General features: G+C 54.3%; 22 protein-coding genes and 1 tRNA gene. 4 read left to right on the forward strand and 19 right to left on the reverse strand.

Annotated features, from left to right (window positions below; genetic code table 11):
• Positions 1 to 33: 33 nt before the first annotated feature.
• Genes QQJ87_RS14300 through QQJ87_RS14340 form a run of 9 tightly spaced genes read right to left on the reverse strand, consistent with a single transcriptional unit; the run spans position 34 to position 7,705 of the window.
• Entirely contained in the window at positions 34 to 867 is an 834-nt protein-coding gene (locus QQJ87_RS14300) for an MBL fold metallo-hydrolase (protein WP_284282570.1), read from the reverse strand.
• Between the two features lie 9 nt (positions 868 to 876).
• Positions 877 to 2,019: an NlpB/DapX family lipoprotein gene (bamC, locus tag QQJ87_RS14305; protein WP_284282571.1), complete on the reverse strand. Its 1,143-nt coding sequence runs from the start codon at positions 2,017 to 2,019 to the stop codon at positions 877 to 879.
• A 23-nt stretch (positions 2,020 to 2,042) separates the two neighbouring features.
• Entirely contained in the window at positions 2,043 to 2,921 is an 879-nt protein-coding gene (gene dapA, locus QQJ87_RS14310; protein ID WP_284282573.1) for a 4-hydroxy-tetrahydrodipicolinate synthase, read from the reverse strand.
• Positions 2,918 to 3,487, reverse strand: a complete 570-nt coding sequence (locus QQJ87_RS14315; RefSeq protein WP_284282574.1) for a class I SAM-dependent methyltransferase — start codon at positions 3,485 to 3,487, stop codon at positions 2,918 to 2,920. The genes dapA and QQJ87_RS14315 overlap by 4 nt, the downstream gene beginning before the upstream one ends.
• The gene (locus tag QQJ87_RS14320) at positions 3,484 to 4,686 is read right to left on the reverse strand and encodes a tryptophan--tRNA ligase (RefSeq protein WP_284282575.1); all 1,203 of its coding nucleotides are present in this window, start codon (positions 4,684 to 4,686) and stop codon (positions 3,484 to 3,486) included. The genes QQJ87_RS14315 and QQJ87_RS14320 overlap by 4 nt, the downstream gene beginning before the upstream one ends.
• Positions 4,687 to 4,691: 5 nt before the next feature.
• A complete protein-coding gene (locus QQJ87_RS14325; RefSeq protein WP_284282576.1) occupies positions 4,692 to 5,351 on the reverse strand; it encodes a site-2 protease family protein in 660 nt (219 codons plus the stop codon).
• Between the two features lies 1 nt (position 5,352).
• Positions 5,353 to 6,009, reverse strand: coding sequence for an L-threonylcarbamoyladenylate synthase (locus tag QQJ87_RS14330; protein ID WP_284282577.1), 657 nt, complete (start codon positions 6,007 to 6,009; stop codon positions 5,353 to 5,355).
• An 11-nt stretch (positions 6,010 to 6,020) separates the two neighbouring features.
• Entirely contained in the window at positions 6,021 to 6,899 is an 879-nt protein-coding gene (locus tag QQJ87_RS14335) for a 3',5'-nucleoside bisphosphate phosphatase (protein WP_284282578.1), read from the reverse strand.
• Entirely contained in the window at positions 6,896 to 7,705 is an 810-nt protein-coding gene (locus QQJ87_RS14340; protein ID WP_284282579.1) for a ferritin-like domain-containing protein, read from the reverse strand. The genes QQJ87_RS14335 and QQJ87_RS14340 overlap by 4 nt, the downstream gene beginning before the upstream one ends.
• Before the next feature lie 107 nt (positions 7,706 to 7,812).
• On the opposite strand from QQJ87_RS14340, the gene QQJ87_RS14345 reads away from it, so the two are divergent.
• On the forward strand, positions 7,813 to 8,337 hold the full coding sequence (locus QQJ87_RS14345) for a gamma carbonic anhydrase family protein (protein WP_284282580.1): 525 nt from the start codon (positions 7,813 to 7,815) through the stop codon (positions 8,335 to 8,337).
• Between the two features lie 9 nt (positions 8,338 to 8,346).
• On the forward strand, positions 8,347 to 9,318 hold the full coding sequence (gene hslO, locus QQJ87_RS14350) for an Hsp33 family molecular chaperone HslO (protein ID WP_284282582.1): 972 nt from the start codon (positions 8,347 to 8,349) through the stop codon (positions 9,316 to 9,318).
• Between the two features lie 23 nt (positions 9,319 to 9,341).
• Here the strand turns inward: hslO and ftsB are convergent, their stop codons facing one another.
• From ftsB to QQJ87_RS14380, 6 genes are all read right to left on the reverse strand, one after another.
• The gene (gene ftsB / locus QQJ87_RS14355; RefSeq protein WP_284282584.1) at positions 9,342 to 9,689 is read right to left on the reverse strand and encodes a cell division protein FtsB; all 348 of its coding nucleotides are present in this window, start codon (positions 9,687 to 9,689) and stop codon (positions 9,342 to 9,344) included.
• A 57-nt stretch (positions 9,690 to 9,746) separates the two neighbouring features.
• On the reverse strand, positions 9,747 to 11,030 hold the full coding sequence (gene eno, locus QQJ87_RS14360; protein ID WP_284282586.1) for a phosphopyruvate hydratase: 1,284 nt from the start codon (positions 11,028 to 11,030) through the stop codon (positions 9,747 to 9,749).
• A gap of 30 nt (positions 11,031 to 11,060) precedes the next feature.
• Positions 11,061 to 11,921, reverse strand: a complete 861-nt coding sequence (gene kdsA / locus QQJ87_RS14365) for a 3-deoxy-8-phosphooctulonate synthase (RefSeq protein ID WP_284282588.1) — start codon at positions 11,919 to 11,921, stop codon at positions 11,061 to 11,063.
• A gap of 38 nt (positions 11,922 to 11,959) precedes the next feature.
• On the reverse strand, positions 11,960 to 13,606 hold the full coding sequence (gene pyrG, locus QQJ87_RS14370) for a CTP synthase (protein ID WP_284282590.1): 1,647 nt from the start codon (positions 13,604 to 13,606) through the stop codon (positions 11,960 to 11,962).
• 89 nt (positions 13,607 to 13,695) lie between these two features.
• A complete protein-coding gene (locus QQJ87_RS14375; protein WP_284282592.1) occupies positions 13,696 to 14,340 on the reverse strand; it encodes a 3-oxoacid CoA-transferase subunit B in 645 nt (214 codons plus the stop codon).
• Between the two features lie 12 nt (positions 14,341 to 14,352).
• Entirely contained in the window at positions 14,353 to 15,057 is a 705-nt protein-coding gene (locus tag QQJ87_RS14380) for a CoA transferase subunit A (RefSeq protein ID WP_284282594.1), read from the reverse strand.
• A 236-nt stretch (positions 15,058 to 15,293) separates the two neighbouring features.
• Between QQJ87_RS14380 and QQJ87_RS14385 the strand changes: the two genes are divergently transcribed.
• The gene (locus QQJ87_RS14385; protein ID WP_284282595.1) at positions 15,294 to 16,946 is read left to right on the forward strand and encodes an electron transfer flavoprotein-ubiquinone oxidoreductase; all 1,653 of its coding nucleotides are present in this window, start codon (positions 15,294 to 15,296) and stop codon (positions 16,944 to 16,946) included.
• A gap of 789 nt (positions 16,947 to 17,735) precedes the next feature.
• Here QQJ87_RS14385 and parC read toward each other — a convergent pair.
• Genes parC through rnr form a run of 3 tightly spaced genes read right to left on the reverse strand, consistent with a single transcriptional unit; the run spans position 17,736 to position 23,330 of the window.
• Positions 17,736 to 20,045, reverse strand: a complete 2,310-nt coding sequence (gene parC / locus QQJ87_RS14390; RefSeq protein WP_284282597.1) for a DNA topoisomerase IV subunit A — start codon at positions 20,043 to 20,045, stop codon at positions 17,736 to 17,738.
• A 24-nt stretch (positions 20,046 to 20,069) separates the two neighbouring features.
• Positions 20,070 to 20,807 (reverse strand): 23S rRNA (guanosine(2251)-2'-O)-methyltransferase RlmB, encoded by a 738-nt coding sequence (gene rlmB, locus QQJ87_RS14395; RefSeq protein ID WP_284282598.1) that lies wholly within the window; start codon positions 20,805 to 20,807, stop codon positions 20,070 to 20,072.
• The gene (gene rnr / locus QQJ87_RS14400; protein WP_284282599.1) at positions 20,808 to 23,330 is read right to left on the reverse strand and encodes a ribonuclease R; all 2,523 of its coding nucleotides are present in this window, start codon (positions 23,328 to 23,330) and stop codon (positions 20,808 to 20,810) included.
• Positions 23,331 to 23,374: 44 nt separating this feature from the next.
• On the opposite strand from rnr, the gene QQJ87_RS14405 reads away from it, so the two are divergent.
• A tRNA-Leu gene (locus QQJ87_RS14405) sits at positions 23,375 to 23,461 on the forward strand.
• Between the two features lie 129 nt (positions 23,462 to 23,590).
• Here QQJ87_RS14405 and QQJ87_RS14410 read toward each other — a convergent pair.
• Positions 23,591 to 24,640 (reverse strand): DUF481 domain-containing protein, encoded by a 1,050-nt coding sequence (locus QQJ87_RS14410; protein WP_284282600.1) that lies wholly within the window; start codon positions 24,638 to 24,640, stop codon positions 23,591 to 23,593.
• Positions 24,641 to 24,683: the final 43 nt, after the last annotated feature.

The raw sequence follows: 24,683 nt of genomic DNA on the forward strand, positions 1-24,683 counted from the left end.
AGCCAAAAACCCTCCCCTCTGGGGAGGGTTTTTTTATGCCTGCGCGGTGTTGTCCGCAGTCAGTATGTCCCTGACGTTCCACCAATCGAAACCGTTTTCCTGACAAGCCACGCCGAATCGAACACCGGCAGGCGCCAAGATGTCGTTCCACATCGTACGTACCAATTTCGCATCATTGGTGTTTTTGCTTAAGTGGGCAGCCACAGCAAACCGAAGTTTCCCACCCACAAGTGACCGCAAAATCTCACAGGCTGTCTGGTTGCTCAAATGCCCGTAGTTTCCCCCCACACGCCTTTTCAAGCTGTCTGGATAGGGCGACTGCAGCAACATGTCAGGGCAGTGATTCGATTCAAGTATCAGCGCATCGGCCTTGCCCAGCATCCTCACCAAATGAGGCGTAGAGCTTCCGCAATCGGTCAGAATACCCACATGGTACTGCCCGTCGGAAACAAGCATCTGGATGGGCTCCAGAGCATCGTGAGGCACGGGAAAGGGTTGAATGGAAAGTGAGCCGACCTCAAAAGCCTGATGGCTTTCAATGAGATTGACCAAACCAGTCTGCAGGTATGCGGCATCGGTGCGCTTCGTACGAAGCGCTGCCCGCCAGGTACCGTGCGTCAAAAAGACTGGCGCATTGAATTTACGACTGAACTTGAACACACCACCGAGATGGTCGTCGTGCTCGTGAGTGACGATCAGCGCGTTCACCTGCTCTGGAGAGAGCCCCATGCGATCCAGGCGTGCAACGGTGCCTTTGATGGTAAAGCCACAGTCGACCATGATCCGGGTCGGTGACGCCTGGTCGTTTGAAGACTCAAACAACCAGGCATTGCCTTCACTGCCACTGCCCAAACTCGAGAAACGCACGGCCCCAGTTTATTGTAGTTGGGGTGCCAGTTTGCCCACAGCCTGATCGGCCAGCTTGACGGGTACAGCCGCCCCCTTGTCTGACACAAACCTTGCCGTGCAGGTGTTGTCTGGCTTGGACTGCACCAAGACCTGGAAGCGCTTGCCGGATGACAGGCTGTCATTGCTTTGACCAAACAGCTTGCCAAAGAAACCGGGCTCTTTGTCGGAACCAGCGGCAGAATCGGGCGCGTAACGCACATAGTAGGTGCCATTTTCACGATCACGGTCTTCAACAATGAAACCAGATCGATCCAGACCCACGCCAATTCGGCGCCAGGCCTCAGGGAAAGCCTCGTTCAGAACGATGACAGAGCCGCTGCTTGCGTCTTTCTGAACAGAAATCAGTGGCTTGCTGGTCTCCACACCGGTTTTCTTGGCTGCATCTTCATCGCCAGTCAGCTTCACGAGCAGGCGATTGGTCATGATTGCTTCCAGTTCGGGGTCTGGCTTGCGTGGAATCCATTTCAATTCAGTCTGGCTTTTGTCCGTGTAGGCCTCTTCCATGCCGCGGTGGGTAATAAACACCTCTGAGCCACCGGTTGAGGTGCGTTCTACACGTGTGAGATAGCGATCTTTCTGGTTGCTTGAATAGATGCCGTCGATGAATTTACCCAGCACTTTTCGAACGCCGTCCATGGGTATAGCGGCCCTGTTTTCTTTCCAGTCCGTCTGCATGACCCCAATCTTTGGATCGTTGGTGACCAGCTCAAATCCCTGCTTTTTCCAGAAACCTTCCAATGTGGGCCACAGCTTCTCGGGCGGGATGTTTTTAAGCAGCAGGGATCGCGTGTTGCCAACCTGCTCAATCTTGATGTCGTCAGTGGTCACCAGAACGGGCTGGGTAGAAACTGCCACTGCGCCGGCACGATTGTTTTGGCTGTAGTAAGACGAGGCGGTTACATCGCTTGTGGTTCCGCTGTCACCAGGGATCGAGAACTGATCGTCTGGCTGCTGTGCGGTCAGGTCAGGCGGGACATCCAGACCGGCATCGCGCTTCTCTGCCTTTTTGTAAACAACCTTTTGGCTTTCCACCGCTTTGTCATAGGATGCACAACCGGCCATCACCAGGGTGGCCGCCATCAGTAAAGCCAGATTCGTTGATTTATTCACAATCACTTCCATTCAAAATAGGACTAGTCGATCAGTTGATGGGCCCGAAGGGCGGTATCAACTACGCTGTGAAATCCCGCTTCCAGGCGGGTAAGGGGCAACCGTATACCGGGTGCCATTTTGCCCATTCTGCTCAAGGCATACTTGACAGGAATCGGGTTGGCCTGACAGAACATGGCTTGATGGAGATCCATCAAGGCCAGGTTGATGTTGTGTGCCTTGCGTGCATCCCCAGCAATCGCAGCCATGCACAGTTCGTGCATGATTTTGGGTGCGATGTTGGCGGTCACGGAAATATTGCCCTTGCCACCCATCAACATCAGATTGACCGCGGTGGTGTCGTCACCGCTGTACACGGCGAACGTTTCAGGCGCTTCACGAATAAGCCAGGCTGCTCGCTCCATGTTACCCGTGGCCTCCTTGATGCCGACCACGCCGTCCACCTGCGCAAGGCGGATGACGGTGGAGTGCGCCAAATCAGCGACGGTGCGACCTGGTACGTTGTACAGAATCACAGGCAGATCCACGGACTCAGCCACTTTGCGGAAGTGCAGATACATGCCCTCTTGAGTGGGCTTGTTGTAATAAGGCACGACCTGAAGACTGGCTGCTGCGCCAACTTTTCGGGCAAACTCGGTCAATTCAACTGCCTCAGTGGTCGAATTTCCACCGGTGCCAGCTACAACAGGGATACGGCCTGCGCACTGCTCAACCGTTACGCGGATCAATTCACAGTGTTCTTCCACGTCCACAGTGGGCGATTCACCGGTGGTTCCAACGGCCACGATGCAATCTGTGCCCTGCTCGATGTGCCAGTCAATCAGCTTGCGATAACCGTCGATGTCGAGAGAACCATCTTCAAACATGGGAGTCACAATCGCGACCATGCTGCCAGTGATCATGTATTACCTTTCTCGTTTAATGGGATTGCCTGAGATTGTATCTCAGACCAAATGCCCGAAATGGCCATGGCCCGCTGAATCATTGCAGGTGATTCAACCGAGCGAATTCCCTGCTCAAAGCGAACCAGATTCAGGGGTTTGACCAACTCTGGCAATTCGGCTGAATTCAACAAAAAAGCCGGACTGCGCGGGGAACCAAACCGGGCATTGCCATCCATGAATGTTTCGTAGACCAGCAAAGCGCCGCTGGGTTTCAATAATTTCAACAGATCAGGAAACCGGGGACGATGCAGGTAATTGGTTACAACCACCACATCGTATTGCCGACCTGCAAGCGGCCATGGGCCCTCAGCTTCCAGATCCATCTCTTCAAAACGCACATCGGCTGGCAAAGCTGACAACTCGGGTGCACGAATATCCACCGCATCCACTTGAAACCCCTGGTTCGACAAGTAAAAAGCATGTCTGCCTGACCCACAAGCCAAATCAAGCGCATGAAACTGCCGCGCATGCCGGCCAGCCAGCCATTCATTGACACAACGAACAACCCAGGGTGACGGATTCACGAATAATCGAGCCCCATGCTCTCCCGCACCTCGCGCATGGTTTCTTGGGCCAGCTCGCGGGCGCGCTCACAACCATCGGCAATGATATTGCGCACCATGGAAGGATCTTCGCTGTAGTAGGCAGCACGCTCTCGCATAGGCGTTAATTCACGAACCACTGCATCGATGATGGGTTCCTTGCACTCCAGGCAACCAATGCCAGCTGACTTGCAACCCTCCTGCACCCAGTTTTTCTGACGTTCGTCTGAATAAATTTCATGCAACTGCCACACCGGGCATTTTTCAGGATCACCCGGATCTGTGCGGCGTACACGCTGCGGATCGGTGGGCATCTTGCGAATTTTCAAGGAAATGTTTTCAGGCGTTTCCCGCAGACTGATCGTATTTTGATAACTCTTGGACATCTTCTGACCATCCAGACCGGGCATGCGCGACGCCTCGGTCAGCATGGCCTTGGGTTCAGCCAGAATCAGCTTTCGCCCACCTTCAAGATACCCAAACAGGCGCTCACGGTCCGCCAGACTGAGATTTTGAGAATCGCCCAACATGGCTTTGGCCTGCTCAAGCGCAGTGTCTTCACCCTGCTCTTGATAACGATTGCGCAAGTCGAGATACAGCTTCGCTCGCTTCGAACCCAGCTTTTTGGCAGCCTCCAGTGCTTTTTCCTCAAACCCAGGTTCTTTGCCATACAGGTTATTGAATCGTCTCGCAATTTCGCGGGTCAGTTCAATGTGGGGCACCTGGTCTTCACCCACAGGCACTTGGGTCGCCCTGTAGATCAGGATGTCGGCAGACTGCAGCAAGGGATAACCCAGAAACCCGTAGGTGGCCAGGTCTTTGTCGTGCAGCTTTTCCTGCTGATCTTTGTAAGTAGGCACGCGTTCCAGCCAACCCAGCGGCGTAGACATGGACAACAAAAGATGCAGCTCGGCGTGCTCTGGCACACGCGACTGGATGAACAAGGTCGCCTGAGAGGGGTCAATGCCTGCCGCAAGCCAGTCAATCACCATGTCCCACACATTTTCCTCAATGATCTGAGGCGTTTCGTAGTGAGTGGTCAACGCATGCCAGTCTGCCACGAAAAACAGACAGGGGTATTCGGTCTGAAGTTTCACCCAGTTCTTCAGCACACCATGGTAATGACCCAAGTGCAACAAACCGGTGGGGCGCATGCCCGACAAAACGCGTTCTGGAAACATGATGTTTAGTAAAAATTAAAAATAAGGGACAAAATGTCCATGGTGAAAGACACGATCGGCTGAATGAAGACCGGCAAGATGTTCAGCATCAGCAACGCAATCAGGATAATCATGCCATACCGCTCGGTTTGCCCAAAGCGGTAGGCCGCCGAAGAGGGCAGGAAACTGAAGAGTATACGGCCACCGTCCAGCGGCAAAATCGGCAGCAAATTGAGTGCTGCAAGCACCAGATTGACCACGATGCCCGCTTTGGCCATTTCGAAAAAGAAAGGCTCAGTGAACTGGGCCCTCAGGAGCAGCTTCAAAAAGGCCGCCCACATGAATGCCATGATGAAATTGGCTGCTGGCCCTGCAAACGCCACGTACCGAATGTCTTTCTTGGGTCGATTCAAACGGCCAAAATTGACAGGCACCGGCTTGGCCCATCCAAACAGCATGGGCCCTGCCCCGACTGCGGCCGAACTCAACAGAATCAGGAGCGGCACCACAATGGTTCCCATGGGGTCGATGTGCTTGACAGGGTTCAGCGTTACCCGGCCCATCAGGTAGGCTGTGTCATCGCCAAATCGACGCGCCACATAACCGTGCGCCGCCTCGTGAAGGGTAATCGCGAACAGCACCGGCAGGGCGTACACGGCAATCGTTTGAATGATGGATGCGTCCAAGTCAAAGTTCCTCAGTTTCGTCGACTTCAACGGGCTCGAGTGGCCCGGTCAGCGGCCCGGCTCCAAGCCGCAATACCACGGGCGACTCGCCGGTCCAGTCGATCACTGTCGTGGGTTGTGCACCGCAATCCCGGCCATCGCCTACAATCAGGTCAACCAGATGATCAACCCGGTCCACCGCCTCTTCAGCCGTGCGGCAGGGCTCGTCCATGCCACCCAACTGAAGCGACGAGGCAATCAAAGGGCCATCGGTGTGCTCAAGCAATGCCTGAACCACTTTGTGATCAGGAACCCTCAGACCGATCGATTTCTTGGAGGGATGGGAAACCCGTTTGGGCACTTCGCGTGTGGCTTCCAGAATGAATGTGTAAGGGCCTGGAAACACCGCTTTCAAAAGGCGATATTGAATGTTGTTGACTTTGGCATAACTGCCCAAATGGGCCAGGTCTTTGCACAGCAGGGCCAGATGTTGCTTGTCAGAAATGCCACGGATTCGCCGTAGACGCTCAACCGCCTGCTTGTCGTCCAGGTGACAGACGAGTGAGTAGCAACTGTCGGTTGGGATGGCGGCGATACCGCCTTTGTTGATGATGTCAGCCGCCTGCTTGCAAAGGCGAGCCTGGGGATTGTCGGGGTGTAGATCGAAGAACTGCGCCAATGGTGTCCTGTTTACAAAACGTTTTCCCAATTATCCCAGATTGGCACACAGCCATCGGGCAAAGGGGGCAATTCACCCAAATTTACTCGGGATTCTTCGGGTCCGTGAAAATCGGAGCCGCGCGACGCTTTCAAGCCATGTTTCAGCGATCGCCTTGCGAAGGTGCGATATTGATCCACGGTGTGGCTGCCCGTCACGACCTCGATGCCCTGCCCACCCAACTCGATGAACTGACGAATCAGCTCATCCATTTGCAGCTCATTCAGGTCGTATCGGCCCGGATGTGCGATCACGGCCACGCCACCGGAATCGCGAATCCAGGTTACCGCCTGAGACAAACTGGCCCAGGAATGAGGAACATAGCCAGGTTTTCCGGGTGTCAAGAACCGCTGAAATACATCGCCAATGTCAGTGCAGACGCCGCGCTCCACCAAATGGCGGGCAAAGTGGGTCCGGCTGATCAGATCTGGGTTGCCAACGTATTTCAAGGCACCCTCAAAAACCCCATCAATGCCAACCTTGGCCAGCTGATGAGACATTTCAAGTGCCCTTTCCCTGCGCCCGGATCGCACCTGCCCCAATCCTTCAGACAAAGGAGAGTTTTTGAATCCAACGCGCAGGCCGACGATGTGAAGCGTCTTGCCAGACCAGGTCACGGACACCTCGACACCAGGCACAAAGAGCAAGCCGTGCGCGCGAGCTGCTTCACTGGCTTTTTCAAGTCCACCAACTTCATCGTGATCGGTTAATGACCACATCTGAACGCCGTTGGCCGCTGCTCTTGCCGCCAGTTGGTCGGGGGCGAGTGTGCCGTCCGACACGGTGGAATGGCAATGCAGATCGGCGTTGATGGAATGAGGGTCGCCCCAGTTCGGATTGCTTGTTGTCATGTCTTTACGCTCCCTGACTGACTCTGCTCCAAATGCAACAACCATTGCAGTTCGGCAGGGGAAAATCCAGCACGCTCGCGGGCCGGAAAATTAAACGGTGACCGGGGTTCAGGGGCACTGTACTTCACGAGGCACTCGGCAAACGCGTCAACCGGGTCCAGCCCACGCTGTTCACACAAAACACCAAACCACCTGTTACCAATGGCCACATGGCCGATTTCATCTCGCAAAATGACATCCAGCACTGCGGCACTTTCCGAATCTCCGGCATTGGCCAACTTCGTGCGAATGGCAGGCGATACATCCAGCCCGCGGGCCTCCAACAGGCGCGGTACCAGCGCCAGCCTTGCGAACAGACTGTCTGCGGTGCGTTGTGCCATTTGCCACAAACCATCGTGGGCAGGAAAGTCACCATAACTCACACCATACGCCTTTAAGCGATCGCACAACAGGGCGTGGTGATAGGCCTCCTCTTGGGCAACCTTCAGCCAGTCGGTGTAAAACGCCAAGGGCAGTGAGTCAAATCGCACTGCGATGTCAAGCGCCAGGTTGATGGCATTGAATTCGATGTGCGCGAGCGCGTGAAGCAACATGGCCTTGCCTTCAGGGCTTGAAAGACCTCTGGTAGGCACTTTCCCCGGTGAAACAAGCACAGGTTTCAGAGGCCTTCCCATGGAAGGCTCGAGTGTCAGGCTGGCATCCACTGATCCATTTAGATTCAGGCTCTGAACCCGCTTCATCTTTTGTACCGGATCGCACTCTGCCAACGCTTTTGAGGCCTCAACCCTCAGATCTGCTTCATTCATCCAATCTTCCGCACTGCTGTGTATGCACTTGCATCTGTTACAAAATGCTTTCATGATAGTTTATGCCATTCTGAACAACAGCACACGATCATCAGGAGACACAAGCCGTGGCAGTCTATCAGCTCGACACCCTCACCCCGACCATTCACCCCAGCGTTTATGTGGCTGAAAAGGCAAGCGTCATCGGCAAAGTGCAACTCGATGAAAACGCTTCAGTCTGGGATTGCGCCACCATTCGCGGTGACAACGAGCTGATACACATTCAGCAGGGTAGCAACATCCAGGAAGGCGCTGTACTGCACACGGACATTGGCTATCCTATGACGGTTGGCCCGAATGTCACAGTGGGCCATCAGGCCTGCCTGCACGGCTGCACGGTGGGCGAAGGCAGTCTGATCGGCATTCGATCTGTCGTTCTCAACGGCGCAAAGATCGGAAAAAACTGTATCATCGGCGCCGGCGCTTTGGTCACAGAGGGCAAGGAAATTCCGGATCGCTCACTGGTTATTGGTTCACCCGGCAAAGTGGTGCGCACCCTGACAGACGACGAGGTTGCCAAAATGATCGGAGCCGCCTTTTACGTCATGAAGGCAAAGCACTTCAAAGAAACACTCAAAAAAATATCGGATTAAAAGATCACCATGGAAGACAAGCTGAAAAGCCTGCTGTTTGAAGCCGCCGACGCCCGCGCACAAATTGTGCGGCTCGACAAAACCTGGCAAAAAGTGGTCTCCCACAATGAATACCCTGCCCCAGTGGTTGAGCTGTTGGGCCAACTGGTCGCCGCCAGTGCCCTGCTGTCTGCATCCCTCAAATTCGAAGGCTCACTGATTCTGCAAATCAAAGGGGACGGGCCCGTGGTTTTGCTGGTGGCCGAATGCAACAGCAAACTCGGCTTGCGCGCCACGGTCAAGCTGGACGAAACGAAAGCCATTGCAGAGAATGCAAGCTACAAGGATCTGTTGAATGTCAGCGGCAAGGGGCTGTTTGTCGTCGTATTGGACCCCAAGAACAGGCAACCCGGCCAGATGCCTTACCAAGGTGTGGTCGAACTGTCCGGCAGCACCATCGCCGAATCGCTCGAGAACTACATGAGAACCTCTGAGCAGCTTGAAACCCGACTTTACCTGCACGCCAATCACGATGCAGCCGCGGGTTTGATGCTTCAACAAATGCCCGGAGAAGGCGGCAAACGCAACGGAAAAAGCCACGACGCAGACGGCTGGGAGAGACTGCTGGCGCTCGGCCATACAGTCACCGGGTCTGAGATTCTTTCAATCGCACTGGATGACATGACCCACCGTCTATTTTGGGAAGAAAATCCCGCGCAACTGGCGGAACGAACCGTGCAATTCGAATGCACTTGTTCACGGCTGAAGGTGGGCCGAATGCTTCTGCGTCTTGGAAAACACGAAGTCGAAGAGGCACTGAAGGAACAGAAGCAGCTGTGCGTTCATTGCGACTTTTGCAACTCCGCGTACATTTTTACCCAGGCTCAGTGCGAACATCTGTTTGAGGCTGAGGAGCTGGAAGAAAACCTGAACGCAGACGAAGAAGAGGACCCCATCAAAGACCTGCGAAAAGACGGCGACGATCAACCCACCATTCACTGAATTGGAAAAAAGGCCGTGCGATCTTATTGGGCCGGCTTGGTGTCAGCGGAACTGGGTTTAGAGGTAGAGGGGTTGGTGTTGGATTTTGAGGTATCAGGCTGCACCAGCTGAATGTACACCTCGCCATTTTTAACCATGCCGAAGTCGTTGCGGGCACGCTCTTCTACAGCCTCTACACCATCTGACAAGCTGCGCACATCACCTTCCATCTGTTGATTTCGCAAACGCAGGGACTCGTTGACTGATTTTTGTTCGGCCACCTGACGGTTCAACTCATGAACTCGCATCAACCCCCCTTTACCAAACCACAAAGGGTATTGAAGTATGGCCAGCAAAGCGATCAAAACAAGGGATATCAGCTTGAGTTTCATGGCATGGGCTTGGATACAAGAAGGCCCCGCAACGCGGGGCCTGCCTGAACACAACGCTTAATCGAGGTTGTAAAAGGCTGCACGACCGGGGTAATACGCGATGTCGCCCAGATCTTCTTCAATGCGCAGAAGCTGGTTGTATTTCGCGATACGGTCTGATCGGCTCATGGAACCTGTCTTGATTTGCATGGCGTTGGTACCCACTGCGATGTCAGCAATGGTGGAGTCTTCTGTTTCACCAGAGCGATGTGAAATCACCGCGGTGTATCTCGCACGCTTGGCCATTTCGATGGCCGCAAACGTTTCTGTCAGCGTACCGATCTGGTTGATTTTGATCAGAATGGAGTTACCAATGCCTTTCTCGATACCCTCTGCCAGAATTTTGGTGTTGGTGACAAACAGGTCGTCACCCACCAGCTGAACCTTGCGACCCAGCAACTTGGAAAGGTATGCCCAACCATTCCAGTCGTCTTCAGCCATGGCGTCTTCGATGGAGATGATGGGGTACTTGTTGCACCAGCTTTCCAGCAGATGGGCAAACTCTTCTGAGCTGAGGGTCAACCCTTCTCCGGCCAGGTGGTATTTACCGTCCTTGTAGAATTCAGACGCGGCACAATCCAGACCCAGCGCAACCTGCGTACCGGGTTCGAAGCCCGCATTCTCAATGGCCTGAATAATCATCTGGATTGCAGCTTCGTGGTTGTCCACGGAGGGCGCAAAACCCCCTTCGTCACCCACCGCGGTCGACATGCCTTTGTCGTGAATGATTTTTTTCAGCGCATGAAACACCTCTGCACCATAGCGCACGGCTTCGCGGAAGGTTGGCGCACCAACCGGCAGAATCATGAATTCCTGCAGATCGAGGTTGTTGTTGGCGTGCGCGCCACCATTGATGACGTTCATCATGGGGACGGGCAAGGACATGCCGCCCATGCCACCGAAGTAACGGTACAAGGGCAGACCAGTTTCTTCAGCAGCAGCCCGAGCCACAGCCATGGACACCGCCAGAATGGCATTGGCACCCAGACGTGATTTGTTGTCTGTGCCATCCAGATCAATCAGCGTTTGATCCAGAAACACCTGTTCTTGCGCATCCAGACCCAAAATGGCCTCAGAGATTTCGGTGTTAATGCTTTCAACCGCCCGAAGCACGCCTTTGCCCAAGTAGCGAGACTTGTCGCCATCGCGCAGTTCAACAGCTTCCCTGGAGCCAGTAGAGGCACCGGAGGGTACCGCAGCGCGGCCCATTGCGCCGCTTTCCAGCAGAACGTCACATTCAACGGTGGGGTTACCACGTGAGTCAATGACCTCACGGCCGATTACATCAACAATTGCGCTCATAAAGCTCCTCTTGGATCAATTAAATTCTTTTCAGGCACCCATCAGACCGGCTTCAGCCAGGGGGCCGCTTTTGACCAGTTGATCAATCGCTTGCAGCGTTTTCAACAAGTCTTTCATTCGAGGCAAAGGCCATGCATTGGGGCCGTCTGACATCGCTTTGGACGGGTCCGGATGTGTTTCCATGAACAGACCGGCAACACCAACGGCCACTGCTGCGCGAGCCAACACGGGCACGAATTCACGCTGACCGCCGGATGCAGTGCCCTGCCCACCAGGAAGCTGAACGGAATGGGTGGCATCAAACACCACAGGGCAGCCGGTTTGACGCATGATGGCAAGGCTGCGCATGTCTGAAACCAGGTTGTTGTAGCCAAAGCTGACGCCGCGCTCGCAGACCATGATGTTGCTGCCGTCACCGCCCGACGCGATGCTGGCTGCCCTGGCCTTGTCGACCACATTCACCATGTCACCTGGGGCAAGAAACTGCCCCTTCTTGATGTTTACGGGTTTGCCACAACTGGCCACAGCCTCGATGAAATTGGTCTGGCGACACAGAAATGCGGGGGTTTGAAGTACATCCACCACCTGGGCCACAGGCTTGATTTCTTCGATTTCATGAACGTCGGTCAGCACCGGCACATCGAGTGCCTTTTTGACATTCATCAGGATTTCAAGGCCTTTGTCGATGCCAAGACCGCGAAAGCTTTTGCCAGAACTGCGATTGGCCTTGTCGTAGGAACTTTTGTAAATGAAGGGGATGCCCAGTGATGCACAGATTTCCTTCAGCTGGCCCGCGGTGTCCATGGCCATTTGCTCGGATTCAATGACACAAGGGCCTGCGATCAGAAAAAATGGTTGGTCCAAACCCGCTTCAAAGTTACACAGCTTCATGTTTCATACCCCTGTCAAAGTGCCCTTTTGTACCGACACTATATCGCTTTGGATTGTTTGTAAGCCAGCGCAGCCTTCACGTAAGCCATAAACAAGGGATGACTGTCGCGCGGTGTGCTGGTGAACTCCGGGTGAAACTGAACACCGATAAACCAGGGATGATCGGGCAACTCCATGATCTCAGGCAGGTTTTCGGTGGGTGTTCGAGCTGAAATACGCAGACCCGCTTTTTCAAGCTGCTCGACGTAGTTGTTGTTGACTTCATAGCGATGGCGGTGGCGCTCGTTGACCTCCGGACCGTAAATACTCTCGGCCAGCGTACCCGGCTTGACCGGGCAGCGTTGTGAACCAAGGCGCATGGTGCCCCCCAGATCAGAGGTCTCAGTGCGCTTCTCGGTTTTACCCGTGCTGTCTTGCCACTCGGTGATCAAGGCGACCACAGGCTGGTCAGCCTGACTGTCGAATTCGGTGGAATTGGCGCGCTCAAGCCCAGCGCAGTGACGAGCGAATTCGATCACGGCCAACTGCATACCCAGGCAAATGCCCAGGTAAGGCACCTTGTTTTCACGGGCGTACTGAATGGCTGCAATTTTGCCTTCTGTACCGCGCTTGCCAAAGCCGCCAGGAACCAACACTGCGTCCAGCTTTTGCAGCTCGCCAACGCCATCGGACTCGATGTTCTCAGAGTCAATGTAGCGAATGTTCACTTGTGTGCGGGTGTGCAATCCCGCGTGGTTCAGGGCTTCAATCAGTGATTTGTATGACTCGGTCAGATCGACGTACTTACCCACCATGCCGATTGTGATTTGCTGCACCGGATTTTCCTGGGCGTACACGATTTCAGCCCATTTGGACAGATCAGCCTTGGGCGCGTCGATGGCCAGTTTTTCAGTGACGATGCTATCGAGCTGTTGGGCTTCCAGCATGGCTGGAATCTTGTAGATGCTGTCGGCGTCCCAGACGGAAATGACCGCCTCAAGCGGCACATTCGAAAACATGGAGATTTTGGCGCGCTCGTCGTCGGGAATTCGACGGTCTGCACGGCACAGCAGAGCGTCTGGGAAAATACCGATTTCACGCAGCTTTTGCACACTGTGCTGGGTGGGCTTGGTTTTCAACTCGCCGGCTGAAGCAATAAATGGCACCAGCGTGAGGTGGATAAAACACGCGCTATTACGGCCCAAACGCAGGCTCATCTGGCGCACAGCTTCAAGAAACGGGAGGGACTCAATGTCGCCCACGGTGCCACCAATTTCAACGATGGCCACATCGGTTTTGCCGTCCCAGGCAACCTTGGCACCACGCTCGACAAAGGCCTGAATTTCGTTGGTGATGTGCGGAATAACCTGAACGGTTTTACCGAGGTATTCACCACGGCGTTCTTTGCGCAGTACGGATTCGTAAATTTGACCGGTGGTGAAGTTGTTGGCCTTTTTCATCTTGGCCGAAATAAAGCGCTCGTAGTGACCCAGATCGAGGTCAGTTTCAGCGCCATCTTCGGTGACGAACACTTCGCCGTGCTGGAATGGGCTCATTGTGCCTGGGTCCACGTTGATGTACGGGTCCAGTTTGAGCATGGTGACTTTCAGGCCACGACTTTCAAGAATCGCGGCCAGGGAAGCAGCGGCAATGCCTTTGCCAAGGGACGAGACTACCCCGCCAGTAACGAATACGTATTTGGTCATGATGCCAAGCGGCGCTGAAAACGCAGGTCTTGTACGCAGTTTGAAACGGCAATTATAACCTAGGGCCGCTTGGCAATTTGAGCGAGGCGTTACTTAAACTGAAGTTGACATCCAGTTTTTTCGATCAGCTCTTCACGGGTGACACCAGGGGCCAGTTCAAGCACCAGCAGGCCTTTGTCCGTGACGTCCATAATGGCCAGGTCCGTGATAATTTGATTGACCACGGCCTTGCCGGTCAAGGGCAATGTGCACTCAGGCAGGATTTTCAAATCAGTGGTGCCGTCTTTCTTCTTGGCCACGTGCTCCATCAGCACAATAACCCGCGAAACACCGGCTACCAGGTCCATTGCACCGCCCATGCCCTTCACCAGCTTTCCCGGGATCATCCAGTTCGCAAGGTCGCCCTTTTCGCTCACCTGCATTGCACCCAGAATGGCCAGATTGATGTGTCCACCGCGAATCATCGCAAAGGATTCAGAGCTCGAAAAGAATGCGGAACCAGGGATGGTCGTCACTGTTTGCTTGCCCGCATTGATCAGGTCTGCGTCAACCTCCTCCTCAGAGGGAAATGGACCAATGCCAAGTAAACCGTTTTCCGACTGCAACATCACGTTTACGCCAGCAGGAATGTGGTTTGACACCAAGGTGGGCAAACCAATGCCCAGGTTCACATAAAAACCGTCTTGTAGTTCTCTGGCCGCCAGGGCAGCCATTTCATCGCGACTCCATGCCATGTCGACTCTCCTTTAAGCAGCAGGGTTGGAAACAGTGCGCTTTTCAATGCGCTTCTCGGGGTGGGCATTCAACACCAGCTTCTGGATGTAAATGCCCGGCGTGTGGATGAAGTTGGGATCAAGCGCGCCCACCTCTACAATATCCTCGACCTCTGCCACTGTGAATTTGGAAGCCACCGCACATTCTGGATTGAAGTTGCGGGCGGTCAGGCGATAGATCAAGTTGCCGGATGTGTCGGCTTTCCAGGCCTTGACCAGGGAAATGTCAGCGGTCAGGCTGTTTTCGAGCACATAATTTTGCCCGTTGATGACCCGTGTTTCTTTGCCCTCTGCGATGACGGTGCCGAATCCCGTTTTGGTGAAAAATGCAGGAATTCCAGCCCCGCCCGCACGGAGCTTCTCGGCCAGCGTGCCTTGGGGGGTGAACTCAAGCTCCAACTCACCAGCGAGGTATTGCCGCTCAAATTCTTTGTTCTCACCCACGTAGGAGGAAATCATCTTGCGAACCTGCCGGGTTTCCAACAACTTGCCGAGCCCAAAGCCGTCAACCCCGGCGTTGTTTGAAATGACCGTCAGGTCTTTTGCACCCGACAAGCGAACCGCCTCAATCAGCGCCTCGGGAATACCACACAAACCAAACCCGCCAACAGCCAGTGTCATGCCGTCTTTGATCCTGTCCGCAAGCGCCTCGGAGGCACTGCCCACTACCTTATTCATACCCATCTCATGTCCTCATACAGTTCATTCGAACCCAGCATTGAGCTTCTGATTTTCGTCACCCCTTTTAGAGTGAACCCTCTGGATTATACCGATATGCTGTTGCGGCGCACAAAAGCAAGCCCAAACACTAGAGAACAAAATCAACTTCCAGATCAGGTTTTACCCTAAGGTTTCAGCTTAAAATCAAGGCAAGGCTTACAAATTTCGACAAATGAAAGAAGGAGACTCATGCAATGTCGAATGTCGAAAGAGACATGATGGAATATGACGTGGTTGTTGTAGGTGCAGGCCCAGCAGGCCTGTCCACAGCCATCCGACTGAAACAACTGGCCGCCGAGAAAGGTCAGGAAATCAACGTGTGCGTGCTGGAGAAAGGCTCCGAGGTTGGCGCACACATTCTGTCTGGCGCCGTCATGGACCCACGCGCAATGGATGAACTGTTCCCCAACTGGAAAGAGTTGGGCGCGCCATTGAACACGGCTGTCACTGAAGACCAGTTTTTGTTTTTAACAGAAACTTCAGCCAAAAAAGTACCCAACATGTTGCTGCCAAAGTGTTTCCAGAACCATGGCAATTACATCGTCAGCCTTGCAAACGTCGTCCGCTGGCTGGGCGAGCAGGCAGAGGCCCTTGGCGTTGAAGTGTTTCCGGGCTTTGCGGCCGCTGAAGTGCTGTACGACGAAAACGGTGCAGTCAAAGGCGTTCAAACCGGCGACATGGGCATCGGCAAAGATGGCGAACCCACACACGCCTATCAGCCTGGCATGGAACTGCACGCCAAATACACCATTTTCGCCGAGGGCGTTCGCGGGCACCTTGGTAAACGGGTCATTGAAAAATACAACCTGAATGAAGGTCGCGACCCCCAGGTGTATGGCATCGGCTTGAAAGAGCTGTGGGAAATCGACCCGGCCAAACACCAGGAAGGCCTCGTGATTCACAGTGGTGGATGGCCACTGGATTCAGAAACCTACGGTGGTTCATTTTTGTATCACCTGGAAAACAATCAGGTGGCAGTGGGTTTTGTGGTGGGCCTGGCCTACCAAAACCCCTACCTGTCGCCGTTTGAAGAATTTCAGCGCTACAAAACCCACCCGGCCATTCGCAAGTACTTTGAAGGCGGCAAACGCATCGCCTACGGCGCCCGTGCAATTGCCGCTGGCGGCTTGATGAGCCTGCCCAAGCTGGTGTTCCCCGGTGGCGCGCTTGTGGGTTGTGACGCAGGCTTTTTAAATGCTTCGCGCATCAAGGGCAGCCACGCGGCAATCAAGAGCGGCATGCTATGCGCCGAAGCCGTATTCGACGCTGTCACCAACAATCGTGCTCACGACGAACTTGACGCATATCCAAAGGCATTCCATGACTCATGGCTGTTTGATGAGCTGTATCGCGCCCGAAACTTCAAGCAGTGGATGTCCAAGGGACTGTACACCGGCACCATGATGGTAGGCTTCGAGCAGAAGCTGTTCAACGGCAAGGTGCCCTGGACGCTGCATCACAAGCATGCGGACCACGAATGCCTGCGCCCCGCGTCGGAGTATCAGCCGATCGCCTATCCGAAACCTGATGGAAAAATCACTTTCGACAGGTTGAGTTCGGTGTTTATTTCAAACACCAACCACGAAGAAAACCAGCCCGCCCACCTGACACTGAAAGATGCCAGCGTGCCGGTCAATGTCAACTTCAATCAATACGCAGGGCCTGAACAGCGTTATTGCCCAGCGGGTGTGTACGAGTACATCAAAACAGACGAAGGGAAAGATCAGTTGCAGATCAATGCGCAAAACTGCGTGCATTGCAAAACCTGTGACATCAAAGATCCCACACAAAACATCGTGTGGGTGACGCCGGAAGGTGGTGGTGGGCCCAACTACCCCAACATGTGATAGCCAGTGCGGCATCCGCAGGTGAAGACATCGCCTGCGGTTTGCTGAGTCGGCTGTTTCTAAGTCGGCTGTTGCATGTGGGCATGCCACTTGCGCCTAGTAGTTGCTGAGTCGGCTATCGCAGGTGTGCATGTCACTTGCGCTTGGTTTGCCCGAATAGACGCTGATCAGGACCCTGGCTTTGGAAGCCCGAGCGACAACTCGTGGCTTTGCAAGCCACTCAAACATGTCGCAGGTCGGGCCTATTCCAAAGCTGCGGATTCCGAGCAGCCGGGCAACCCCGAATCGCGCTGCGTGACACACCCACCTGCAAAGCCTGACAGCGGGGAACATCGACACAGGGATTTCAACCATTCTGCTGACCTGCTGACCTGCTGACCTGCTGACCTGCTGACCTGCTGACCTGCTGACCTGCTGACCTGCTGACCTGCTGACCAACTTAGCTTGACCCTTATCGTACTGTTCACCAACTTCGACCGAAGCCTCGGTCTGCCCCAAGCGCACTGCCCAGTCTGTCGCAGCCCGATTCAAGAATTGCCCCACTTGTGTTGACTCGCAGCCTTGGAACATGCCCGACCTGCGACTTGTCTGAGCCCCGGCTATTCCGGGGCGAGTTGTCGCTCGGGCTTCCAAGGCCAGAGGCAATTACAAGTTGAATGGGCAATTCAAGGGCAAGACAGACTGGGCAGTGCGCTTGGAACAAGCACCCAGGCCAGAGGCAATTCAAAGTGATACGGGCAATTCAAGGGCAAGACAGACCGGGCTGTGCGCTTAGGCCAGCAAGACAGACTAGGCCCTTCTCATGCCCTCAACCTTGAACTTCACATCGAGCTCTCGCCCTTTCCTGCCCCGCTTGCCAAAACGCTCAAGCAAATAGGCAGGCTTTAGCAATTCCTCGCGGTCTTTGCCGCCTCGCCCAGTGCCAAACACCACAAGGCTGTCTTCAGGCCCGAAGGCCACAAGGCCAAGCAGCTTGTCACCCTCTTCAAGAGGCAACAGTTGAACCCCGCGCCCACCGCCGGCAAGGCCTTTCACCTCATCCAGTGCGAAAACATGAAAACGACCAGATTCCGAAATCACTGCAACGCGGTCATCCGATGAATCAATCTGAATGGGAGGCAAGACTCGTTCGCCATCTGACACACTGATGAATTGCTTGCCGGCTTTGATCCGGCTGTCCAGATTGCCTGCTTTGGTGACAAAACCATAAGCGCCACTGACTGCCAGCAACAGGGCTTGCTCTGCATTGCAAGCAAGAGCGTGGCACAGGGTGCCGCCGTTGAGCTCAATCAGGCTTTGTGCGGGGATGCCATCGCCTCGGCCACCAGGCCAGCTGCTGACTGGCACGCTGAACACTTTGCCACTGGCCGAACCGGCACCGAACAGGTAAGTTTGATCGGTGGTTTTGCATTCAAACGCGGCATACAGAGAATCACCCGCCTTGAACGTGAACTGAGCGGCGTCGTGACCATGCCCCTGCCTGTTTCGAACCCAAAACTTTTCAGACACTATGACGGTTGTGGGCTCTTCAATCAGCTTGACTTCCACGCTGGCCTTTTGGGCTTCCTCAATGAGGGTTCTACGGTCATCACCAAAGGCCTCGGTGTCTTTTTTGATTTCAGCCACGATGCGCTGGCGCAATTTGCCCTCGTCGGCCAGCAAGCCCTCCAGCTCCGCTTTTTCTTCCGCGAGCTTGCCCAGTTCCTGTTCAATTTTGATCTTCTCCAGCCGCGCCAATTGACGCAAGCGGATTTCAAGAATGTCTTCGGCTTGACGCTCAGACAAATTGAAACGGCTCATCAGCGCTGACTTGGGCTCGTCCGATTCACGAATGACGGCGATGACTTCATCAATGTTCAACCAGGCAATCAACCGCCCTTCGAGCACATGGATGCGGTCATTGACCTGAGCCAGACGGTGACGGGTGCGCCGCAACACACAAAGCTGCCTGAACTCGATCCAGTCCTTCAGCATCGCCAGCAGACCACGCTGACCGGGGCGGCCGTTGTTGTCGATGCTCACGAGGTTCAGCGACACATTGGTCTCAAGGGAGGTGTGGCTCAGCAGCAGGTTGGCAAAATCGTCGACGCTGATGTTGCGCGACTTTGGTTCAAACACCAAACGCACTGCGTTCTCTTTGCCAGACTCATCGCGCACGGTGTCCAGCACCCCAAGTATCTGCTGCTTGAGGTTTTGCTGTTCGGGAGTCAAGGCCTTCTTGCCCGTTTTTACCTTGGGATTGGTCAGTTCTTCGATTTCTTCCAGCACGCGGGCAGTGGATGTGTTGGGCGGCAGTTCGGTGATCACCAATTGCCATTGTCCACGCGCAAGATCTTCCACCTTCCAGCGCGCACGCACTTTCAGCGATCCACGACCGCTTTCATAGACGTCGCGAATGGCTGCCCGCGGTGAAATAATTTGAGCCCCACCCGGGAAATCAGGCCCCAGGATGTGCTCCATCACCTCGTCGAGTGTGATGGAAGGCTTTCGAATCATCGCAATGGTGGCACTGCTTACTTCGCGCAGATTGTGGGGTGCAATGTCAGTGGCCATGCCCACCGCAATGCCAGAGGCGCCATTGAGCAACACGAAGGGCAGGCGCGCTGGCAGCAATTTGGGCTCTTTCATGCTGCCGTCGTAATTGGCAATGAAGTCGACGGTGCCCATGTCAATTTCGTCGAGCAGCAGCCGCGATATGGGTGTCAATCGGGCTTCGGTGTATCGCATGGCCGCCGCACCATCGCCATCGCGACTTCCGAAGTTGCCCTGCCCGTCAATCAAGGGGTAGCGCAAAGTAAAGTCTTGCGCCATGCGCACAAGGGCCTCGTAGGCCGCCTGATCGCCGTGAGGATGGTACTTACCCAGCACGTCACCCACCACACGCGCCGACTTGACAGGACGGGCGCCTGCGGACAGGCCCATCTCATTCATGGCGTAGAGAATTCGACGCTGAACAGGCTTTTGACCGTCTGCGCATTCAGGCAGTGCACGCCCCTTCACGACGGAGATGGCGTAGTCCAGATAGGCACGTTCAGCGTAGAGACCCAAGGTAATCTGCTCATCGGCATCCTTGGGTGGTTCGAGTGTCAATTGTTCCATGAGACTAAAAGTTGAATTTTGATTTTAGAGCGCGCTGAACTGACGTTGACGCAATGATTCAAAAAGGCAGACAGAGGTGGCCACAGACACGTTCAGGCTTTCAACACTGCCAACCATCGGAATGTGAATAAGCTCGTCGCACTTTTCTTTGGTAAGGCGACGAAGCCCGTCCCCTTCTGCACCCATGACCCAGGCCAGAGGGCCGGTCAGCTTCATTTGGAAAAGGCTTTTGTCAGCCTCACCCGCTGCCCCCACGCACCACACACCCGCCTCTTGCATTTCGCCAAGGGTACGAGCCAGGTTGGTAACGGTGATTACAGGCACGGTTTCAGCGGCACCGCATGCCACCTTGGAGACCACGGGCGTGATACCCACCGACTTGTCTTTTGGCAAAACCACGGCGTGCACGCCTGCTGCATCCGCACTGCGAAGACAGGCACCCAAATTGTGAGGGTCCGTTACGCCGTCCAACACCAAAATCAAGGTGTCGGCCCCGTTGGTTTCAATGATCTCAAAAAGATCTGTGGATTTTTGAACCGCTTTGGCAAAGGCAACCACACCTTGGTGCTGGCGATGACCGGCCGCCTTTTCAAGCCGATCAGCATCGGCCGGCGTAAGCTTGACGCCCGCCGAATGTGCTTTGTCCACAAACTGCTGCATGCGTTTGTCTTTGCGGGTTTGGTCGTAAAGTACCTCTTCAACCGAGGCCGGGTTTTGCTTCAGACGTGCCGACACCGCGTGAAAACCATACAGAATGGCCAATTAAGAGCTCCGTTTGCGTGTTGTAGAGCTACGCATTTTAGCGCCAGCAGCGGGCTTGGCTTGTGCCACACGCTTGGCTTTGGCCAATTCTTCTTTGCGTTTTTTTTCAGCCGCTATTTTTGCACGCGAGGCTGTTGCTGCCTTTTTCTTGTTAACACCGCGCTTGGCCGTCTTGCTGGCCGGGGGAGTCACTGGGGGCTCCAAGCCTGCTGCCTTGACATCGCCTTCCATCTGGGCCTCGTTGTTGCGGCCCGTGCGCGGCTTTCGCTTGGGCGATTGTCCGCCACCAGACGCCGCTTTGCCTGCAGGTTCTTTGAACAGGGAGTCGAACTTTACCCCCTGGACCAATCTGAATTCGATGCGACGTGCATCCAGATCGACCCTGGAAATCTGCACGTTTAGAGCATCGGTCAGACGGTAGCGAATGCCGCTTCGCTCGCCGCGCAATTCGTGCAGACTTTCGTTGTACTGAAAGTACTCATTGCCCAGCTCGGACACGTGCACCAAACCTTCGACAAACAGGGCATCCAGCGTGACAAACAGACCAAACGAGGTAACGCCGGAGACATGCCCCGGGAAGGTGTCACCCACCTTTTCTTTCATGAAGAAGCACTTCAGCCAGCTCATGACATCGCGAGAAGCCTCGTCGGCCCTGCGTTCTGTGGAAGAAAACCAGGCCCCGGCCTGATCCCAACGCGCTGTTTCCTCTGCCTGGCTGATCTTCCCTGCCGGATTGATTTCTTCAAGCTCACGCTCATCCATGGGCAATGGCACATAACGCTTGCCCCCCAACAGGGCCTTGATGCTGCGGTGAACCATCAGATCAGGGTAGCGACGAATTGGCGACGTAAAGTGCGCATAAGCGTCATAAGACAAGCCAAAATGGCCTGAGTTGTGAGGGGTATAAATGGCTTGCTGCATCGATCTCAAAATCATGCTCTGCAACAAATCTTGATCAGGGCGGCCCTGCACTTTTTTAAGCAACTCAGCGTAGTGCTTGCTTTCAGGCTCGTCACCACCATCCAGCGTCAGACTGACTGATTTCAGGAAGGCGCGCAGGTTTTGCAATTTCTCGACCGTGGGGCCTTCATGAACCCGGTACAAGGCCGGGTGCTTGCTCCGCTCCAGAAAGTCGGCCGCGCAGGTGTTTGCCGCCAGCATGCATTCTTCGATTAGCCGGTGCGCATCATTGCGGCGGCGTGGCACGATCTTGTCAATTTTGCCATCGGCGTCGAGCAGCACTTGCGTTTCAACGGTGTCAATTTCCATCGCGCCACGCTTCTGGCGGGCCTCGAACAGAATTTTGTAGAGCGAATACAGGTTCTGCAAATCGGCCAGGGTTTGACCCATGGCGCGGGCATCCAGACATTCCGGATCAGACAAGGCGTCCCACACACGTGTGTAAGTCAGTCGTGCTGAGGAGTGAATGACCGCATTGTAAAACTGATAGGCCTTCACAGCGCCTTTGGGGCCGATCACCATGTCACACACCAGCACCAGCCGATCGACATGAGGATTCAACGAACACAAGCCATTGGAGAGCTTCTCAGGCAACATCGGAATAACGCGCCTGGGAAAGTACACGGAGGTGCCGCGCTCAATGGCCGACAAATCCACCGCAGAGCCCGGCGCCACATAGTGACTGACATCGGCAATGGCAACCAGTAATCGAAAGCCACCACGCACTGAGCTGGCGGGCTCACAATACACAGCGTCGTCAAAATCACGTGCATCTTCGCCGTCAATCGTGACGAACGGCACATCACGCAGGTCAACCCGCCCTTTCAGGTCTTTGTAGGTCACTTCGTCTGGCAAGGCTTCGGCCTGTTCAATCACTTCTTGACTGAACTCATAAGGAACATCGAATTTGCGCACCGCGATTTCGATTTCCATGCCGGGATCATCCAACTCACCCAGAACCTCGACCACTTTGCCGATGGGCTGGGTGTGACGACTGGGCTGCTCGACGATTTCGACCGTAACAACCTGCCCGGGAATGGCTTTGCCCACATCTTTGTGGGACACCAAAATATCGTGTTTGATGCGTTGATTTTCAGGCACAACCAGCAAAATTCCGCGCTCAGAGACCAAGCGACCCACCAGGCGGTTCGTTTTGCGTTCTGTGACCTCAACAATCGTGCCTTCCGGCTTACCGCGATGGTCATTGCCGGTAACACGCACCAACACGCGGTCACCATGCAACACCTTCTGCATTTCACGTGGCGAGAGAAAAATGTCGGGACCACGGTCATCACGAATCAGGAAGCCAAAGCCATCACGGTGACCTGCCACGCGACCGGCTACAAAATCGAGTTTGGTTGCCAACAACAACATGCCTTTGCGATTCGGCATCAATTGGCCGTCCCGTTCCATCGCGGACAGCCGCTTTTCTATGGCAGGTATTTGATTTTCAGAGAGTTTGAGTTGTTCAAAAAGTTGTTCTTGGGACAGAGGCCCCTGAGACTGCCGAAGCACGGCAAGGATATCTTCGCGACTTGGTATTTTTATTTCTTTATTATGCATTGACAAAATTTTTAAAATCATTAGAATTGCCCGTCTCACCTGTTGCCCAGGTGGCGGAATTGGTAGACGCGCTAGGTTCAGGTCCTAGTGGTGGTAACACTGTGGAGGTTCGAGTCCTCTCCTGGGCACCAAAGCTTGATTTCAAGCGCTTCAACGCAAGTGTACAGTAGAAAATCCCCAAATATTGTTTAGTTTCGGATCAGTGGCAAAAATGCCTCTCCCGAGGCATTTTTGCGTTCTCACAACATTCGCTTTAGCGATTAAAACCCATAACCCACGCTAAAAATCAGCGCCGAATCGGTCTTCTTGTTGCCAGGCACCGGTTCATTGTCGTAGTCCACATTCAACTGAGTGCTGACGTTGACATGATCGGCCACAGGCACGCGCAATCCAAGACGATTCCGGAAGAGCATGTCCTTCGTGTCCTGCAGATTGGTGTCCAGCGTGGAGTGGTTGAAAAAGACCACTTTCTTGTTGAAGAATTTGTGATCGTATTTCAGACCGAGAGTCAAAGTCGGAAACGACCGGTCAGCCGCAACGATGTTGTCTTCGTTCACATAACCCAGACCAGCCTGACCTGAAAACTGGGTCAAATCATTGTCGATGAACTGACGACCATAACCACCACCCAGCGAGGTGCGCAGATTCAGGTCTGCAATGCTGTCTTTTTCGGCCTGAAAATTCACGAAGAGATAGTCTTTTTTGGTCAGAAAAGCGTCGTATTGGGTAATCAGGCGACTGTTGGAGGTGGTTTTAACACCGTCACTTTTGGCCTCATTTAACTCAAGACCCACGGTGTAGCGATTTTGCGGTGTGCGTGCCACAAACTCACCGTTGATGTTGAGCAGATCGTCTCTGGAATTGCCCCGATTGTACGACCCACCCACATTGAAGTGACCGGTGTACTTCACACTGTTGTCCACGACAGGTGGATTCAGCGCTTCAAGGTCATTGCGAGTCAACAAAGTGGACTGCCCCAGGCTCCCTTGGTCGACCAGCAGATGCCCCTGATCATCCAGAGTGACTTTGCCGGTCACAGTGCGCCCGTCCTTCAATTCAATGAGAGTGTTGTCGTCTGAAGTCAGCTGAACAACTTTCTTGAATGGAACTTGCACCTTGCCAAACACGGCCGATTTGAATTCAATCTGGTCGTCGGTGAGCTGGATCACCTTCCCAGTAATTTTGTCGCCATTTTTCAGCGTCAAGGTGGCAGCGTGGGCCACACCGGAGGGGAAAAACAGAAGGGAGTATACGGACAGTGAAGCGAAAAGAACGGGTTTAAAACTACGTGTACGTCTGCATTTGCGCATGCCTTGGGGGTCTCCTCGAAGTTAAAACGAAAACCCCAAGGGT

Origin of the sequence: Limnobacter litoralis (assembly GCF_030160455.1) — a bacterium.
Taxonomy (GTDB): domain Bacteria; phylum Pseudomonadota; class Gammaproteobacteria; order Burkholderiales; family Burkholderiaceae_B; genus Limnobacter; species Limnobacter litoralis.

Excerpts from the sequence above, each read along its gene's own strand:
- eno (WP_284282586.1), bottom strand. The coding sequence starts at position 11,030 with ATGAGCGCAATTGTTGATGTAATCGGCCGTGAGGTCATTGACTCACGT.
- kdsA (WP_284282588.1), bottom strand. The coding sequence starts at position 11,921 with ATGAAGCTGTGTAACTTTGAAGCGGGTTTGGACCAACCATTTTTTCTG.
- rnr (WP_284282599.1), bottom strand. The coding sequence starts at position 23,330 with ATGCATAATAAAGAAATAAAAATACCAAGTCGCGAAGATATCCTTGCC.
- QQJ87_RS14410 (WP_284282600.1), bottom strand. The coding sequence starts at position 24,640 with ATGCGCAAATGCAGACGTACACGTAGTTTTAAACCCGTTCTTTTCGCT.
- ftsB (WP_284282584.1), bottom strand. The coding sequence starts at position 9,689 with ATGAAACTCAAGCTGATATCCCTTGTTTTGATCGCTTTGCTGGCCATA.
- QQJ87_RS14375 (WP_284282592.1), bottom strand. The coding sequence starts at position 14,340 with ATGGCATGGAGTCGCGATGAAATGGCTGCCCTGGCGGCCAGAGAACTA.
- dapA (WP_284282573.1), bottom strand. The coding sequence starts at position 2,921 with ATGATCACTGGCAGCATGGTCGCGATTGTGACTCCCATGTTTGAAGAT.
- parC (WP_284282597.1), bottom strand. The coding sequence starts at position 20,045 with ATGGAACAATTGACACTCGAACCACCCAAGGATGCCGATGAGCAGATT.
- pyrG (WP_284282590.1), bottom strand. The coding sequence starts at position 13,606 with ATGACCAAATACGTATTCGTTACTGGCGGGGTAGTCTCGTCCCTTGGC.
- QQJ87_RS14320 (WP_284282575.1), bottom strand. The coding sequence starts at position 4,686 with ATGTTTCCAGAACGCGTTTTGTCGGGCATGCGCCCCACCGGTTTGTTG.
- QQJ87_RS14335 (WP_284282578.1), bottom strand. The coding sequence starts at position 6,899 with ATGACAACAAGCAATCCGAACTGGGGCGACCCTCATTCCATCAACGCC.
- QQJ87_RS14385 (WP_284282595.1), top strand. The coding sequence starts at position 15,294 with ATGTCGAATGTCGAAAGAGACATGATGGAATATGACGTGGTTGTTGTA.
- QQJ87_RS14380 (WP_284282594.1), bottom strand. The coding sequence starts at position 15,057 with ATGAATAAGGTAGTGGGCAGTGCCTCCGAGGCGCTTGCGGACAGGATC.
- QQJ87_RS14340 (WP_284282579.1), bottom strand. The coding sequence starts at position 7,705 with ATGAATGAAGCAGATCTGAGGGTTGAGGCCTCAAAAGCGTTGGCAGAG.
- hslO (WP_284282582.1), top strand. The coding sequence starts at position 8,347 with ATGGAAGACAAGCTGAAAAGCCTGCTGTTTGAAGCCGCCGACGCCCGC.